Annotated in this window: 13 protein-coding genes; 1 reads left to right on the top strand and 12 read right to left on the bottom strand. The window is 60.3% G+C overall.

From position 1 onward, the window contains the following. Window positions 1–28: 28 nt before the first annotated feature. Window positions 29–874 (bottom strand): S-formylglutathione hydrolase, encoded by an 846-nt coding sequence (gene fghA / locus GTQ41_RS06035; RefSeq protein WP_047291900.1) that lies wholly within the window; start codon window positions 872–874, stop codon window positions 29–31. Between the two features lie 67 nt (window positions 875–941). After that, window positions 942–2054, bottom strand: a complete 1113-nt coding sequence (locus GTQ41_RS06030; protein WP_047291898.1) for an S-(hydroxymethyl)glutathione dehydrogenase/class III alcohol dehydrogenase — start codon at window positions 2052–2054, stop codon at window positions 942–944. Window positions 2055–2170: 116 nt separating this feature from the next. Here GTQ41_RS06030 and GTQ41_RS06025 point away from each other — a divergent pair, with 116 nt between their 5' ends. Beyond that, window positions 2171–3067, top strand: a complete 897-nt coding sequence (locus tag GTQ41_RS06025) for a LysR substrate-binding domain-containing protein (protein ID WP_047291896.1) — start codon at window positions 2171–2173, stop codon at window positions 3065–3067. An 88-nt stretch (window positions 3068–3155) separates the two neighbouring features. Here the strand turns inward: GTQ41_RS06025 and ispD are convergent, their stop codons facing one another. The 10 genes from ispD to lpxB all read right to left on the bottom strand — a co-directional run bounded on the left by ispD (window position 3156) and on the right by lpxB (window position 16415). Beyond that, on the bottom strand, window positions 3156–3863 hold the full coding sequence (gene ispD / locus GTQ41_RS06020; protein WP_047291894.1) for a 2-C-methyl-D-erythritol 4-phosphate cytidylyltransferase: 708 nt from the start codon (window positions 3861–3863) through the stop codon (window positions 3156–3158). Beyond that, window positions 3860–4138, bottom strand: coding sequence for a cell division protein FtsB (gene ftsB, locus GTQ41_RS06015; protein WP_007964293.1), 279 nt, complete (start codon window positions 4136–4138; stop codon window positions 3860–3862). The genes ispD and ftsB overlap by 4 nt, the downstream gene beginning before the upstream one ends. A gap of 171 nt (window positions 4139–4309) precedes the next feature. Then, the gene (gene eno, locus GTQ41_RS06010; protein WP_041072316.1) at window positions 4310–5599 is read right to left on the bottom strand and encodes a phosphopyruvate hydratase; all 1290 of its coding nucleotides are present in this window, start codon (window positions 5597–5599) and stop codon (window positions 4310–4312) included. Between the two features lie 156 nt (window positions 5600–5755). Beyond that, a complete protein-coding gene (kdsA, locus tag GTQ41_RS06005; protein WP_007954807.1) occupies window positions 5756–6601 on the bottom strand; it encodes a 3-deoxy-8-phosphooctulonate synthase in 846 nt (281 codons plus the stop codon). Between the two features lie 4 nt (window positions 6602–6605). After that, window positions 6606–8237 (bottom strand): CTP synthase, encoded by a 1632-nt coding sequence (locus GTQ41_RS06000; RefSeq protein ID WP_003222153.1) that lies wholly within the window; start codon window positions 8235–8237, stop codon window positions 6606–6608. Window positions 8238–8511: 274 nt separating this feature from the next. Next, a complete protein-coding gene (gene tilS, locus GTQ41_RS05995; protein WP_047291890.1) occupies window positions 8512–9840 on the bottom strand; it encodes a tRNA lysidine(34) synthetase TilS in 1329 nt (442 codons plus the stop codon). Window positions 9841–9964: 124 nt separating this feature from the next. Then, window positions 9965–10912, bottom strand: coding sequence for an acetyl-CoA carboxylase carboxyltransferase subunit alpha (locus tag GTQ41_RS05990; protein ID WP_041072320.1), 948 nt, complete (start codon window positions 10910–10912; stop codon window positions 9965–9967). A gap of 139 nt (window positions 10913–11051) precedes the next feature. Continuing rightward, window positions 11052–14573, bottom strand: a complete 3522-nt coding sequence (dnaE, locus tag GTQ41_RS05985; protein WP_047291887.1) for a DNA polymerase III subunit alpha — start codon at window positions 14571–14573, stop codon at window positions 11052–11054. A gap of 76 nt (window positions 14574–14649) precedes the next feature. After that, window positions 14650–15276, bottom strand: coding sequence for a ribonuclease HII (rnhB, locus tag GTQ41_RS05980; RefSeq protein WP_025110878.1), 627 nt, complete (start codon window positions 15274–15276; stop codon window positions 14650–14652). 8 nt (window positions 15277–15284) lie between these two features. Beyond that, on the bottom strand, window positions 15285–16415 hold the full coding sequence (lpxB, locus tag GTQ41_RS05975; protein ID WP_047291885.1) for a lipid-A-disaccharide synthase: 1131 nt from the start codon (window positions 16413–16415) through the stop codon (window positions 15285–15287).

Raw genomic sequence — 16415 nt, 5'->3', positions numbered from 1 at the left:
TTTTTGTCAGGGCGTGATTCTACCTGCATTAACCGCGCAGGGCGCGTGCGTGATGCTGCAAGTGGTCATCTATGAAGCTTGAGATGAAGAAATAGCTGTGGTCGTAGCCCGGTTGCAGGCGCAACGTCAGCGGATGACCCGCTTGTTTTGCCGCTTGTTGCAGGGCTTCGGGCTTGAGCTGGTTTTCGAGGAAGTCGTCGCGATCACCCTGATCGACCAGTAACGGCAGTTTTTCGCCGGCCTCGGCAATCAGCGCGCAAGCATCCCATTCTTTCCACTTCGAACGGTCTTCACCCAGATAGCGCGAGAACGCCTTCTGTCCCCACGGGCAATCCATCGGATTGTTGATCGGCGAAAACGCCGAGACCGACTGGTAACGCCCCGGATTGCGCAGCGCACAAACCAAAGCGCCGTGGCCGCCCATTGAATGGCCGCTGATGCTGCGTTTGTCCGACGCCGGGAAATGCGCCTCAACCAGTGAAGGCAATTCCTGCACGACGTAGTCATGCATCCGATAGTGCCGCGACCACGGTTCCTGCGTGGCATTCAGGTAGAACCCGGCGCCGAGGCCGAAATCCCAGGCGCCATCCGGATCACCCGGCACATCTGGGCCGCGCGGACTGGTGTCCGGTGCGACGATGATCAGGCCAAGTTCGGCGGCCATGCGCATCGCGCCGGCCTTTTGCATGAAGTTCTCGTCGGTGCAGGTCAGACCGGACAGCCAGTAAAGCACTGGCAACTTGCCGCCCTGTTCCGCTTGCGGCGGCAGGTACACGGCAAACATCATGTCGCAACCAAGCACATCGGAACGGTGGCGATAGCGCTTGTGCCAGCCGCCGAAACTTTTCTGACAGGAGATGTTTTCCAGACTCATGTAAAGACTCCTACGCGGCCCCGGTTACAAACCCTTCAAGGTTCTGTAGCCGGGACGTCGCGATTGATCAGAAATGAATGACGGTGCGGATGCTCTTGCCTTCGTGCATCAGGTCGAAGGCCTTGTTGATGTCTTCCAGACCCATGGTGTGGGTAATGAAGGTATCCAGCGGGATCTCGCCGCTCTGTGCCATGTCGACGTAGCTTGGCAATTCGGTACGGCCACGCACGCCGCCGAATGCCGAACCACGCCAGACGCGCCCGGTCACCAATTGGAATGGACGGGTCGAAATTTCCTGACCGGCACCGGCCACGCCGATGATCACCGATTCGCCCCAGCCCTTGTGGCAGCATTCCAACGCTGCGCGCATCAGTTGCACGTTGCCGATGCACTCGAAGGAGAAGTCGACGCCGCCGTCGGTCATGTCGACGATCACTTCCTGGATCGGACGATCGAAATCTTTCGGATTGACGCAATCGGTGGCGCCCAACTGTTTGGCGATTTCGAACTTGGCCGGGTTGATGTCGATGGCGATGATCCGCGCGGCCTTGGCTTTCACCGCACCAATGACGGCCGAAAGACCGATGCCGCCCAGACCGAAAATCGCCACGGTGTCACCCGGCTTGACCTTGGCGGTGTTGATCACCGCACCGATACCGGTGGTCACGCCGCAACCGAGCAGGCAGACCTTTTCCAGTGGCGCATCCTTGGCGATTTTCGCCACGGAGATTTCCGGGAGCACGGTGTACTCGGAGAAGGTCGACGTGCCCATGTAGTGGAAAATCGTCTCGCCCTTATAGGAAAAGCGCGAAGTGCCGTCCGGCATCAGACCTTTGCCCTGAGTAGCGCGAATCGCCTGACACAGGTTGGTCTTGCCCGACTTACAGAATTTGCACTGGCCGCATTCCGGGGTGTACAGCGGAATCACGTGGTCACCGACGGCGACCGAGGTAACGCCCTCGCCGATCGCTTCAACGATTGCGCCACCTTCGTGGCCAAGGATCGACGGGAAGATACCTTCCGGATCCGCACCGGACAGGGTGTAGGCGTCCGTGTGGCAGACTCCAGAAGCCACCACGCGCAGCAATACTTCACCGGCCTTGGGCATGGCCACATCGACTTCTACGATTTCCAGCGGCTTCTTGGCCTCGAAGGCAACGGCGGCGCGCGACTTGATCATGCTGACTCTCCAGTGAATCCATTGAATAAAAAACCAGACCGGCAGTGTAGTACAGCGCGATCTGGTGAATAATCCGGGCCAAAGCAAAACATTATTGCCATACAGGGATAATCCCAATGTCGGAAAACCGCTGGGAAGGCATTGACGAGTTCGTCGCCGTTGCCGAATGCAGCCAATTCACCGCCGCTGCGGAACGTCTGGGCGTTTCTTCCTCGCATATCAGTCGACAGATCGTACGACTGGAAGAGCGCTTGCAGACGCGTCTGCTCTATCGCAGTACCCGCCGCGTGACGCTGACCGAAGCCGGACAAACCTTCCTGCAGCATTGCCAACGCCTGCAGGACGGTCGCGAAGAAGCTCTGCGCGCGGTTGGCGATCTGACCAGCGAGCCCAAAGGCATGTTGCGCATGACCTGCGCCGTGGCCTATGGCGAGCGGTTCATCGTGCCGCTCGTGACACGCTTCATGGGGCAATACCCGCAACTGCGCGTCGACGTCGAGTTAACCAACCGCCAACTCGACCTGGTGCATGAGGGGCTGGATTTGGCGATCCGATTGGGCCGGTTACAGGATTCGCGATTGGTCGCCACTCGCCTGGCGCCGCGTCGGATGTACCTGTGCGCGTCTCCGTCCTACGTGGAACGGTATGGCCGCCCACACAGTTTGTCGGAACTGAGCCGGCACAATTGCCTGATCGGCAGCTCGGATCTGTGGCAACTGGAACAGAACGGGCGGGAATTTTCCCAACGTGTTCAGGGAAACTGGCGCTGCAACAGTGGGCAGGCGGTACTGGATGCGGCGCTGCAAGGGGTCGGTTTATGTCAGTTGCCGGACTATTACGTGCTTGAGCATTTGCACAGCGGGGCACTGATTTCGCTGCTGGAGGCGCATCAGCCGCCGAATACGGCGGTGTGGGCCTTGTATCCGCAGCAGCGGCATTTGTCGCCGAAGGTGCGCAAGCTGGTGGATTTCTTGAAGGAAGGGTTGGCCGAGCGGCCGGAGTATCGAATTTAAAAGCAAAAGATCGCAGCCTGCGGCAGCTCCTACAGGGAAACCGCGAACTCCCTGTAGGAGCTGCCGCAGGCTGCGATCCTTTGATCTTTCAGCGGCGGTTAGCCCAACGCTGACGCAACCACTCCAGATCTTCCGGCCGGGTGACTTTGAGGTTGTCCGCCCGCCCTTCGATCAAACGCGGTGCCAGACCAGCCCACTCCATTGCCGAGGCTTCATCGGTAATCACCGCGTCCGCCACCAGACTGTCAGCCAACGCCCGATGCAAGGCACCGAGGCGGAACATCTGCGGTGTGTAGGCTTGCCAGATCACGCTGCGATCCACGGTTTCCACCACACGACCGTGCTTGTCGACCCGCTTCAAGGTGTCGCGCGCCGGCACGGCCAGCAGACCACCGACGGCATCGTCCGCCAGCTCAGCCAGCAATTTGTCGAGATCGTCACGGCTCAGATTCGGGCGCGCGGCATCGTGCACCAGCACCCAGTCTTCATCGTCGGCACCTTGCGCATGCAAATGCAGCAAGGCATTGAGCACCGACCCGGAACGCTCCGCACCACCCTCGACCCGCTGAATCCGCGGGTCGCTTGCGCAGGCCAGACTTGGCCAGTAAGGATCATCAACAGCAAGACTGACCACCAGCCCTTTGAGGCGTGGGTGATCAAGGAAACAGCCAAGGCTGTGTTCGAGAATTGTCCGTCCGCCCAGTTGCAGGTATTGCTTGGGACGGTCCGCAGCCATTCGGGCACCGACGCCCGCGGCAGGAATCACGGCCCAGAAGGCCGGCAGGGAATCGATCATTGCGCGAGCTGGTAAAGGGTTTCACCGTCCTTGACCATGCCCAGCTCATGGCGAGCCCGCTCTTCAACGGTCTCCATGCCTTTTTTCAACTCGCTGACTTCAGCATCCATCACCCGATTGCGCTCCAGCAGGCCTTCGTTCTCGGCGTGCTGATCAGCAATCTGCTGCTTCAGCTCGGCGACCTGCGCCAGACTGCCATTGCCCACCCACAGGCGGTACTGCAGACCGGCCAGCAGCAAGAGCAAAACGAGAAACAACCAGTAAGGACTGCGCATCGAATATCAGGTATCCAGTGAAAAAAGACAGCCACGCGAAAACTTTGAAACGTCTGATAGCACGAAGCCTGGAAGATCCAGGCTTGTGCATGTAAGGCATCAGATTAGTGGCAAATCCATCGCTGTCACGACTTTTCCGACACAATCCGGTGTCTTTTTACCATCTACAGCTTAACCGCGGAACTCGGCGCGACCGTTGTACTTGGCTTTGCCATTCAACTGCTCTTCGATACGCAGCAGTTGGTTGTACTTGGAAACGCGGTCGGAACGGCACAGCGAACCGGTCTTGATCTGGCCAGCCGAGGTGCCAACGGCCAGGTCGGCAATGGTCGAATCTTCGGTTTCGCCCGAACGGTGCGAGATCACGGCGGTGTAACCGGCGGCCTTGGCCATCTGGATGGCTTCCAGGGTTTCGGTCAGGGTGCCGATCTGGTTGAACTTGATCAGGATCGAGTTGGCGATCTTTTTATCGATGCCTTCTTTCAGGATCTTGGTGTTGGTCACGAACAGGTCGTCGCCGACCAGTTGGGTTTTCTCGCCGATCTTGTCGGTAAGGATCTTCCAGCCAGCCCAGTCGGACTCGTCCAGACCGTCTTCGATCGAGATGATCGGATAACGTTCGGTCAGGCCTTTCAGATAATCGGCGAAACCTTCAGCGGTGAACACCTGGCCTTCGCCGGACAGGTTGTACTTGCCGTCTTCGAAGAACTCGCTGGCAGCGCAGTCCAGCGCCAGGGTCACGTCGGTGCCCAGCTTGTAACCGGCGTTGGCCACGGCTTCGGAGATCACTTTCAACGCGTCTTCGTTGGATGCCAGGTTCGGTGCGAAACCGCCTTCGTCGCCAACGGCGGTGCTCAGGCCACGGGCCTTCAGCACGGCTTTGAGGTGATGGAAAATCTCGGTGCCCATGCGCAGCCCTTCCGAGAAGGTCTTGGCGCCAACCGGCTGCACCATGAATTCCTGGATGTCGACGTTGTTATCGGCATGCTCGCCACCGTTGATGATGTTCATCATCGGCACCGGCATCGAGTACACACCCGGGGTGCCGTTCAGGTTGGCGATGTGGGCGTACAGTGGCAGATCCTGGTCCTGTGCAGCCGCCTTGGCCGCAGCCAGGGACACGGCGAGGATGGCGTTGGCGCCCAGGGTTGCCTTGTTTTCGGTACCGTCGAGCTTGATCATCGCGTGGTCGAGGGCTTTCTGGTCGCTTGGGTCAGTGCCCAGCAGCAGATCGCGGATCGGACCGTTGATGTTGGCTACCGCCTTGAGCACACCCTTGCCCAGGTAACGGCTCTTGTCGCCATCACGCAGCTCGAGCGCTTCACGCGAGCCAGTGGATGCACCGGACGGCGCGCAGGCGCTGCCGATGATGCCGTTGTCGAGAAGCACGTCCGCTTCCACGGTGGGATTGCCACGGGAGTCGAGAACTTCACGACCTTTGATGTCGACGATTTTTGCCATTGTTGTAAACACTCCAAAGTTGACGAAAACGACGCAGCTAGAGGAAATCTTTTTACCGTCGGCAAGTGGTGTGCAGCGGGCAGCTTGCAGACGACAACGCACATGCCCGAGGGCATGTGCGACAAATCGTGCGGTACTTTACCGGAGAATTGAGGTTTACGCGGTTTCTACCGTCGGAAAACTCTTCACCAGTTCGTCCAGGGCTTTGAGCTGGGCCAGGAATGGCTCCAGTTTGTCCAGACGCAAGGCGCAAGGGCCGTCGCATTTGGCATTGTCCGGATCCGGATGCGCTTCAAGGAACAGACCGGCCAGCGACTGGCTCATGCCTGCCTTGGCGAGATCGGTGACCTGGGCGCGGCGACCGCCGGCGGAGTCGGAACGACCGCCAGGCATTTGCAGCGAGTGGGTCACGTCGAAGAATACCGGGTATTCGAACTGCTTCATGATGCCGAAGCCGAGCATGTCGACCACGAGGTTGTTGTAGCCGAAGCTCGAACCGCGCTCGCAGAGGATCAATTGATCGTTACCCGCTTCCACGCACTTGTTCAGGATGTGTTTCATTTCCTGAGGCGCGAGGAACTGGGCTTTCTTGATGTTGATCACCGCGTTGGTCTTGGCCATCGCGACGACCAGATCGGTCTGACGCGACAGGAAGGCCGGCAGCTGGATGATGTCGCAGACTTCAGCGACGACCGCGGCCTGGTCAGGCTCGTGGACGTCGGTGATGATCGGCACGCCGAAGGCTTGCTTGATGTCCTGGAAGATGCGCATGCCTTCTTCCAGGCCAGGGCCGCGATACGAGGTCACAGAAGAGCGGTTGGCCTTGTCGAAGCTGGCCTTGAACACGTAAGGGATACCGAGTTTCTCGGTGACCTTCACGTACTCCTCGCAAACCTGCATGGCCATGTCGCGGCTTTCCAGCACGTTCATGCCGCCGAACAGCACCATGGGTTTGTCGTTGGCAATCTCGATGTCGCCGACGCGGATGATCTTCTGTGCCATCGGGTTACGCCTTCTTCTGGTGTTGAGCCAACGCTGCTTTTACGAAACCGCTGAACAGCGGGTGACCGTCACGAGGCGTCGAGGTGAACTCCGGGTGGAACTGGCAAGCGACGAACCATGGATGATCCGGTGCTTCAACCACTTCAACCAGCGCGGCGTCAGCGGAGCGACCGGAAATTTTCAGGCCGGCTTCGATGATTTGTGGCAGCAGGTTGTTGTTCACTTCGTAGCGGTGACGGTGACGTTCAACAATCACGTCCTTGCCATAGCAGTCGTGTACCTTGGAGCCGGCTTCGAGCAGGCATTCCTGAGCGCCGAGGCGCATGGTGCCGCCCAGATCGGACGCTTCGGTACGCACTTCAACCGCGCCGGTGGCATCTTCCCACTCGGTGATCAGACCCACGACCGGATGGCCGCTGGCGCGATCGAACTCGGTGGAGTTGGCGTCTTTCCAGCCCAGCACGTTACGGGCGAACTCGATGACCGCCACTTGCATGCCCAGGCAGATGCCCAGGTATGGAACCTTGTTCTCACGAGCGTACTGAACGGCCGTGATCTTGCCTTCCACGCCGCGCAGACCGAAGCCGCCCGGGACGAGGATCGCGTCGACACCTTCGAGCAGCGCAGTGCCCTGGTTCTCGATGTCTTCGGAATCGATGTAACGCAGGTTGACCTTGGTACGGTTGGTGATGCCGGCGTGACTCATCGCTTCGATCAGCGACTTGTAGGCGTCCAGCAGCTCCATGTACTTGCCGACCATCGCGATGGTCACTTCGTGCTCAGGATTGAGCTTGGCATCGACAACCTTTTCCCACTCGGACAGGTCGGCGCCATTGCATTGCAGGCCGAAACGCTCGACGACGAAATCGTCCAGACCCTGGGCGTGCAGCACGGCCGGGATCTTGTAGATGGTGTCGACGTCTTCCAGGGAGATCACCGCACGTTCTTCAACGTTGGTGAACAGCGCGATCTTGCGACGCGACGACACATCCACCGGATGGTCGGAGCGGCAGATCAGCACGTCTGGCTGCAAGCCGATCGAGCGCAGCTCTTTAACCGAGTGCTGGGTTGGCTTGGTCTTGGTTTCGCCAGCGGTGGCGATGTACGGAACCAGGGTCAGGTGCATCAGCATCGCGCGCTTGGAACCGACTTCCACGCGCAGTTGACGGATGGCTTCGAGGAACGGTTGCGACTCGATGTCGCCCACGGTACCGCCGATTTCCACCAGGGCCACGTCGGCATCGCCGGCACCCTTGATGATGCGACGCTTGATTTCGTCGGTGATGTGCGGAATCACCTGGATGGTTGCACCCAGGTAGTCACCACGGCGCTCTTTGCGCAGCACGTGCTCGTAGACACGGCCGGTGGTGAAGTTGTTGTTCTGGGTCATGGTCGTGCGGATGAACCGCTCGTAATGGCCCAGGTCCAGGTCGGTCTCGGCGCCGTCGTGGGTGACGAACACTTCACCGTGCTGGAACGGGCTCATGGTGCCCGGGTCGACGTTGATGTACGGATCCAGCTTAAGCATGGTGACCTTAAGCCCCCGCGCCTCCAGGATGGCCGCCAATGAAGCCGAGGCAATGCCTTTCCCCAATGAAGAAACAACACCGCCCGTGACGAATATGTAGCGCGTCATGAAAAACCCTAGAAGTCTGCGTTAAAGCGGTACGAGCCGCCGGGGAAAGCGAAGGAAGGCCGAAGCCCCCGATCACCTGCATTAATCACAGTGCACCTTTCAAAAAAACCGCCGCGTTGGGACAGACCGGCAGATGAAACACCGGTACGTTGCTCGCTACACATTTTTTGGAATCGCCCAGCAAAGACTGCTTGGTAATCGGCAACTCCTGCAATTCAGGCGAATCCACAGAAGTTGTATCAAGAAGGGAGCGTAGTCTACCGGAATGCCCCTTTCATCTCAAACCTTGATCTTCGTCTGTTGGCTGCCAATGCAATTTCCAGCCGTCCGGCCCCTGCCCGTCAAGGCCCGGCAGGTTCGCCACGGCGAGCAATTCTGCGCCGCGAAACAGCAGCGGCAATCTGCCACGGACGAAGCCCGGCAGCGCGCGCTCATTGAGCAGGCGCTTGAGATCGCGGTGCCCGCGATCGGCCAGGTGCATGACTTCGCCGCCCTGTCGATAGCCAATCCGCAACGGCCCGATGGGAGTCTGCCCGCTGAACATGACACGCCCGTTATTCGCCAAGCGCAGCGCTGTCGACGGGTCAGGCCACTCACCACTGCCCGTCGGCGCTCGCAGCCAGTCGCCGCTCAACCACCAGAGCCGGCCGGCGCTGCGATGCAGTTCGCCATCGGCCAGACGCCAGACCGGGGATGCATCGTTGGCAGCACCGCACAGGTCGTCCCAACCCGACCAATGGTCAGAGTCGGGCAGCCGACTCAGCGGTTGGAGCCAGTGGCTGAGTGCGTTGCGCTGACGAGCGGCGGACAACTTCGCCAGCGGCGCCAACTCCAGCGACGGCAGGGCCAGCCATGGCAACTCGCTCGGCGTGGCGGCGTCTGCCAGATCGAGCTGCGCCAGCTCATCGAGCAGGCCTTGCGCCTCACGCAGGTGCGCCGCGCTGCGGACCATGCTCGCCTGCGCCTGCGGCCAGCGCGCGGTTAGCAACGGCAGCACCTGATGACGCAGATAGTTGCGCGAGAACTGTCGATCCTGGTTTGACGGGTCTTCGATCCAGTGCAACTGATGCGCACGGGCGTACGCCTCAAGCTCGGCACGCGAGACATCGAGAAGAGGCCGCAACAGCGTGCCCTGCCCCAACGGCCGCTGCGCCGGCATCGCCGAAAGTCCGCGGACGCCGGCACCGCGCATCAGGCGAAACAACAGGGTTTCGGCCTGATCATCACGGTGCTGCCCGGTCAACAGCACGTCATCCGCTTCGGTCAGCGACATGAACGCCGCGTAACGCGCCTCCCGCGCCGCCCGCTCCAGGCTGGCGCCGGGTTGCACAGTCACCCGAACAACCTGCAAGGGAACCCCCAGCGCATCGCAGACCGACTGACAATGCGCCGGCCACGCATCGGCCGCAGCCTGGAGGCCGTGGTGGATATGGATGGCGCTGAGCGCCGGCAGGGAATGGTGTTTAGCGAGATGCGCAAGCAGATGCAGGAGGACGGTGGAGTCCAGACCACCGGAGAAGGCGATGCGCCACTGAGCGGCGTTGCACCAAGGCTCAAGGCTCGACATGAGCCGCGACGGCAAATCACTCTTCGAAGGATTCATAGAGAAGGTCGCTTCTTAAAAAACCTGTAGGAGCTGCCGCAGGCTGCGATCTTTTGATTTTGCTGTATCAAGATCAAAAGATCGCAGCCTGCGGCAGCTCCTACAGGGTTACTGCGCCGTCGACTTAGAGACCGTAGCTCATCAGACGATCGTAACGGCGCTTGAGCAGCGCTTCGTTGTCGAACTTCTTCAGCATCGCCAGTTGCGAGCTCAGTTCGGCACGGATCGAGGCAGCAGCAGCGGCCGGATCACGGTGGGCGCCGCCCAGTGGCTCGCCGATCACCTTGTCGACGATACCCAGACCTTTCAGGCGCTCGGCGGTGATGCCCATCGCCTCGGCAGCGTCCGGCGCTTTTTCGGCGGTTTTCCACAGGATCGAAGCGCAACCTTCCGGCGAGATCACCGCGTAGGTCGAGTACTGCAGCATGTTCAACTGATCGCAGACACCGATCGCCAACGCACCGCCGGAACCACCTTCACCGATCACGGTGGCGATGATCGGGGTTTTCAGGCGCGCCATCACGCGCAGGTTCCAGGCGATGGCCTCGCTCTGGTTGCGCTCTTCGGCGTCAATACCCGGGTAGGCGCCCGGGGTGTCGATGAAGGTCAGGATCGGCATCTTGAAACGCTCGGCCATTTCCATCAGACGGCAAGCCTTGCGGTAGCCTTCCGGACGCGGCATGCCGAAGTTGCGGCGTACCTTCTCGCGCACTTCGCGACCCTTCTGGTGACCGATGACCATCACTGGCTGGTCTTCCAGACGGGCCACGCCGCCGACAATGGCGGCGTCGTCGGAGAAGTGGCGGTCACCGTGCAGTTCGTCGAACTCGGTGAAGATGTGCTCGATGTAATCAAGGGTGTACGGGCGTTTCGGGTGGCGCGCCAGGCGAGCGATCTGCCAGCTGGTCAGCTTGCCGAAGATGTCTTCGGTCAGCGTGCGGCTCTTGTCCTGCAGGCGGGAGATCTCATCGCCGATATTCAGCGAATTGTCATTACCGACCAAGCGCAACTCTTCGATCTTGGCTTGCAGGTCGGCGATCGGCTGTTCGAAATCTAGAAAATTCGGGTTCATAGGCGTCCGTCTTGGGTCGTGTCCCAAATGAGCTTGGGCCGGCCGGTTGTCTATTCGCGCCCTACCTTAAGGGAGAGGCGCGCTGAGGTCGAGATTAAAAATTCAGGTTGTGGGCAAGCGCAATGATGGCACTTGCCGGTCAACGGTATTGGAGGAAGACGTTGTCTCGCCCGAACTGGTCACGCAGGGCTTGAATCAACGCATCTGCCGGGTCGATTCGCCAGGTCTCGCCGAACTGCAGCAAGGTCTTCGCATCGGGACTGGTGTACTCCATGGTGATCGGGCACGCCCCGCGGTGACGCTTGAGCAGTTCACCCAACCAGCGTAGCTGATCGCCTTTCAAATCCTGAGTGTGCAGCTTCAGGCGCAGGCTTTCGGCCAGATTGGTCCGTGCATCCTCCATGCTCATCACCCGCTTGACCCGCAGGCGCAGGCCGCCGGAGAAGTCGTCGTTGCTGACTTCGCCTTCGACCACCACCATCGCGTCGGTCTGCAACAGCGACTGCGCAGAATGGAACGCATCGGCAAACAGCGAGGCCTCGATCCGTCCCGAGCGGTCATCAAGGGTGATGAAGCCCATCTTGTCGCCCTTTTTGTTCTTCATCACGCGCAGGGCAATGATCATCCCGGCCACGGTTTGCGTGTCACGAGCCGGTTTCAGGTCGATGATGCGCTGACGGGCGAAGCGACGAATCTCGCCTTCATATTCGTCGATCGGGTGACCGGTCAGGTACAGACCCAGGGTGTCTTTCTCACCCTTGAGACGTTCCTTGAGGGTCAGCTCCTTGGCCTTGCGGTGCGTTGCATAGACGTCGGCATCTTCCTCGACGAACAGCCCGCCGAACAGGTCGGCATGGCCGCTGTCGCGGGTGCGCGCTGTCTGCTCGGCCGACTTGATTGCCTCTTCCATCGCCGCCAGCAGCACGGCGCGGTTGCGGTCGATGTTGGCCTGATAAGCCTTTTGTTCATCGTGGAAGTACGGGCCGAGGCGATCCAGCGCGCCGCTGCGGATCAGACCGTCCAGCGTGCGTTTGTTGATGCGCTTGAGGTCAACCCGGGCGCAGAAGTCGAATAGATCCTTGAACGGACCGGCCTGACGGGCTTCGGTGATCGCTTCCACCGGGCCTTCACCGACACCTTTGATCGCGCCCAGGCCATATACGATGCGGCCTTCGTCATTCACCGTGAACTTGAACTCCGAAGTGTTCACGTCCGGCGCGTCGAGGCGCAGCTTCATCGTGCGCACTTCCTCGATCAAGGTCACGACCTTGTCGGTGTTGTGCATATCCGCCGAAAGCACCGCCGCCATGAACGGCGCCGGGTAATGGGCTTTCAGCCAAGCGGTCTGGTACGACACCAGGCCGTAAGCGGCGGAGTGGGACTTGTTGAAGCCGTAACCGGCGAATTTCTCTACCAGGTCAAAAATGTTACCGGCAAGATCCGCATCGATATTGTTCGACGCACAACCTTCAATGAAACCGCCGCGCTGCTTGGCCATTTCCTCGGGTTTCTTCTTACCCATCGCCCGACGCAGCATGTCTGCACCACCGAGGGTGTAACCGGCCATGACCTGGGCGATCTGCATCACCTGTTCCTGATACAGGATGATGCCGTACGTCGGCGCCAGCACCGGTTGCAGGCCTTCATACTGGTAATCCGGGTGCGGATAAGCCAATTCGGCGCGACCGTGCTTACGGTTGATGAAGTCATCCACCATGCCCGATTGCAGTGGGCCCGGACGGAACAGGGCCACCAGTGCGATCAAGTCTTCGAGGCAGTCAGGCTTAAGCTTTTTGATCAGCTCTTTCATGCCCCGGGATTCGAGCTGGAACACCGCAGTGGTTTCAGCTTTTTGCAGCAACTGATAGGTCGGTTTGTCATCCAGCGGGATGAACGCGATGTCCAGCGGCGGCTCGTTGACCTTGGCGCGGTCGCGGTTGATGGTTTTCAGCGCCCAGTCGATGATCGTCAGGGTCCGCAAGCCGAGGAAGTCGAACTTCACCAGACCGGCCGCCTCGACGTCGTCCTTGTCGAACTGGGTCACCAGGCCATCGCCGGCCTCGTCGCAATAGATCGGCGAGAAATCGGTCAGCTTGGTCGGGGCGATTACCACACCACCGGCGTGTTTACCGACGTTACGCACCACGCCCTCGAGCTTGCGCGCCATCTCCCAGATTTCCGCCGCTTCCTCATCGACCTTGATGAAGTCGCGCAGGATCTCTTCCTGCTCGTAGGCTTTTTCCAGGGTCATGCCGACTTCGAACGGAATCATCTTCGACAGACGATCCGCCAGGCCGAACGACTTGCCCTGGGCTCGCGCCACGTCGCGCACCACCGCCTTGGCGGCCATGGAACCGAAAGTGATGATCTGGCTTACCGCGTTGCGGCCATATTTCTCGGCCACGTAGTCGATCACCCGGTCACGACCGTCCATGCAGAAGTCGACGTCGAAGTCGGGCATCGAGACCCGCTCCGGGTTAAGGAAACGTTCGAACAGCAGGTCGTATTCCAGCGGGTCGAGGTCGGTGATCTTCTGCACATAGGCCACCAGCGATCCGGCACCCGATCCACGGCCAGGGCCTACCGGCACGCCGTTGTTCTTGGCCCACTGGATAAAGTCCATCACGATCAGGAAGTAACCGGGGAAGCCCATCTGGATGATGATATCCAGCTCGAAATTCAGCCGGTCGACGTAGACCTGACGCTTGGCCTCATAGTCTTCGGTGGTGTCCTTGGGCAGCAATACGCTGAGGCGGTCTTCCAGACCATCGAACGACACCTTGCGGAAGTATTCATCGATGGTCATGCCATCAGGAATCGGGTAGTCAGGCAGGAAGTGCTTGCCCAGCTTCACGTCGATGTTGCAACGCTTGGCAATCTCGACGGTGTTTTCGATCGCGTCGGGAATGTCACTGAACAGCTCGGCCATTTCCTCGGCGCTTTTCAGGTACTGCTGATCGCTGTAATTCTTCGAGCGCCGCGGATCGTCGAGGGCGCGGCCCTCACCGATGCACACGCGGGTTTCGTGGGCAGCAAAGTCTTCTTGCTTGATGAAGCGCACATCGTTGGTCGCCACCAGCGGCGCACCGAGCTTGTCGGCCAGGACCACGGCGCCGTGCAATTGCTCTTCGTCGTTGGGGCGATTGGTGCGCTGGATTTCCAGATAGAAACGATCAGGGAACACCGCCATCCACTCGCGCGCCAACGTCTCGGCTTCGGCCGGGTTACCGCCAATCATGGCCATGCCGATTTCGCCTTCCTTCGCGGCGGACAGCATGATCAGACCTTCGTTGGCCTCGGCGACCCATTCGCGCTCGATGATGATCATGCCATTGCGCTGACCCTCGATGAAGCCGCGCGAGATCAGCTCGGTGAGATTGCGATAGCCCTTGGCGTTCATTACCAACAGGCTGATCCGGCTCAATGGCCCGTCCGGATCCTTGTTCGACAGCCACAGGTCGGCGCCGCAGATCGGCTTGATGCCGGCGCCCATGGCGTTTTTATAGAATTTGACCAGGGAACACATGTTGTTCTGATCGGTGACCGCCACGGCCGGCATGTTCATGCCGGTCAGCGCCTTGACCAGTGGCTTGATCCGCACCAGCCCGTCGACCAGGGAGTATTCAGTGTGCAGGCGTAGATGAACGAATGAAGCCGGCATAGTGATCCTGTCCAGTTACATAGAGACAACAAGGCCCGGATTGTACCGGGCCTCGAACAAAACATCAGCCTTGCGCCTAAACCTGCGTCAGACCTTCCAGCGCCTCGTAAGCCTGTCGCACCGGGGCGAACGAGCGCCGGTGAATCGGTGTAGGCCCCAGCCGTGCCAACGCTTCCAGATGAACGGGCGTCGGGTAGCCTTTATGGCCGCCGATGCCGTACCCCGGGTAGATCAATTCGAATGCCGCCATTTCCCGGTCGCGGCTGACTTTGGCCAGAATCGACGCGGCAGCAATGGCCGGCACCTTGCCGTCGCCCTGCACCACCGCTTCGGCGCGCATCGGCAGTTTCGGACAACGATTACCGTCGATCATCGCCAGTTTCGGCTGCACATGCAGCCCGGCCACCGCGCGCTGCATGGCGAGCATGGTCGCGTGTAGGATGTTCAGCTCGTCGATTTCCTCGACTTCGGCGCGGGCGATGCACCAGCTCAGGGATTTTTCGATGATCTCGTCGTAGAGCTTCTCGCGCCGGGCTTCGGTGAGTTTCTTCGAGTCGTTGAGACCAAGGATCGGCCGGTTAGGATCGAGGATCACCGCCGCCGTCACCACCGCGCCGCACAACGGACCACGACCGACTTCGTCGACACCGGCCACCAGTTCTTCGACTTCGGCGACCAATGTGAAATCCAGGCCCATTTGCATCGTCTTGCTCATTGTTTCTGACCGATCAGGTTGAGGACGGCATCCGCCGCCTGATTGGAAGCGTCCCGCCGCAACGTGCGGTGAATCTCGTCGAAGCCACGGGTCTGCTCTTCGCCGCCGTCGATCAACGGCGACAGGGTCTGCGCCAACGCCTCGACCGTCGCATCATCCTGCAACAACTCTGGCACCAACAGACGCTGGGCCAACAGGTTGGGCAAGGACACGTACGGGCTCTTGACCATTCGCTTGAGGATCCAGAACGTCAGCGGTGCCAGGCGATACGCAACGACCATCGGCCGCTTGTACAGCAACGCCTCGAGCGTCGCCGTGCCGGAGGCGATCAGCACCGCGTTGCACGCCGCGAGGGCCAGATGGGATTTGCCATCGAGCAGGGTCACCGGCAAGTCGCGGCCAACCAGCAACGCTTCGAGTTGCGCGCGACGCTCGGCATTGGCACACGGGATGACGAAGCGCAGCCCCGGGCGAATGGCCCGCAGACGCTCGGCCGTATCAAGGAACAGCGCCCCGAGACGGCCGACTTCACCACCGCGACTGCCGGGCATCAACGCCACCAGCGGACCGTCGGGCAAACCGAGTTCGGCACGCGCTGCGGCGCGGTCGGCCTGCAGCGGAATGGTATCGGCCAGCGTATGACCGACGAACCGCACCGGCACGCCTTTCTCTTCGTAGAATTTTGCTTCAAATGGCAACAGGGTGAGCATCAGATCGCAGCCTTCGCGAATTTTCAGCACACGCTTCTGACGCCATGCCCACACCGACGGGCTGACGTAGTGCACGGTCTTGATCCCGGCCTGACGCAGCTTGAGTTCGATATTGAGGTTGAAATCCGGGGCATCGATGCCGATGAACACGTCCGGTTTCTCGGCGATCAGCGTAGCGATCAGGTCCTTGCGGCGCTTGAGCAACTCGCGCAGCCGACCGAGCACCTCCACGAGCCCCATGACCGACAGGCGCTCCATGGGGAAATACGACGTCAGGCCTTCGGCCTGCATCAACGGACCGCCGACACCGATGAACTCGACTGCCGGATGTTGCGCCTTGAGGGCGCGCATCAGACCGGCGCCCAAAATATCCCCGGAAGCTTCGCCCGCCACCAGCGCAATACGCAGATTGGCCAT

Origin of the sequence: Pseudomonas sp. AN-B15 (genome assembly GCF_019056475.1) — a bacterium.
Lineage (GTDB): Bacteria > Pseudomonadota > Gammaproteobacteria > Pseudomonadales > Pseudomonadaceae > Aquipseudomonas > Aquipseudomonas parakoreensis.
The sequence above is the reverse complement of the archived record's forward strand: the minus strand, read 5'-3'. Positions and strand labels throughout refer to the sequence as shown.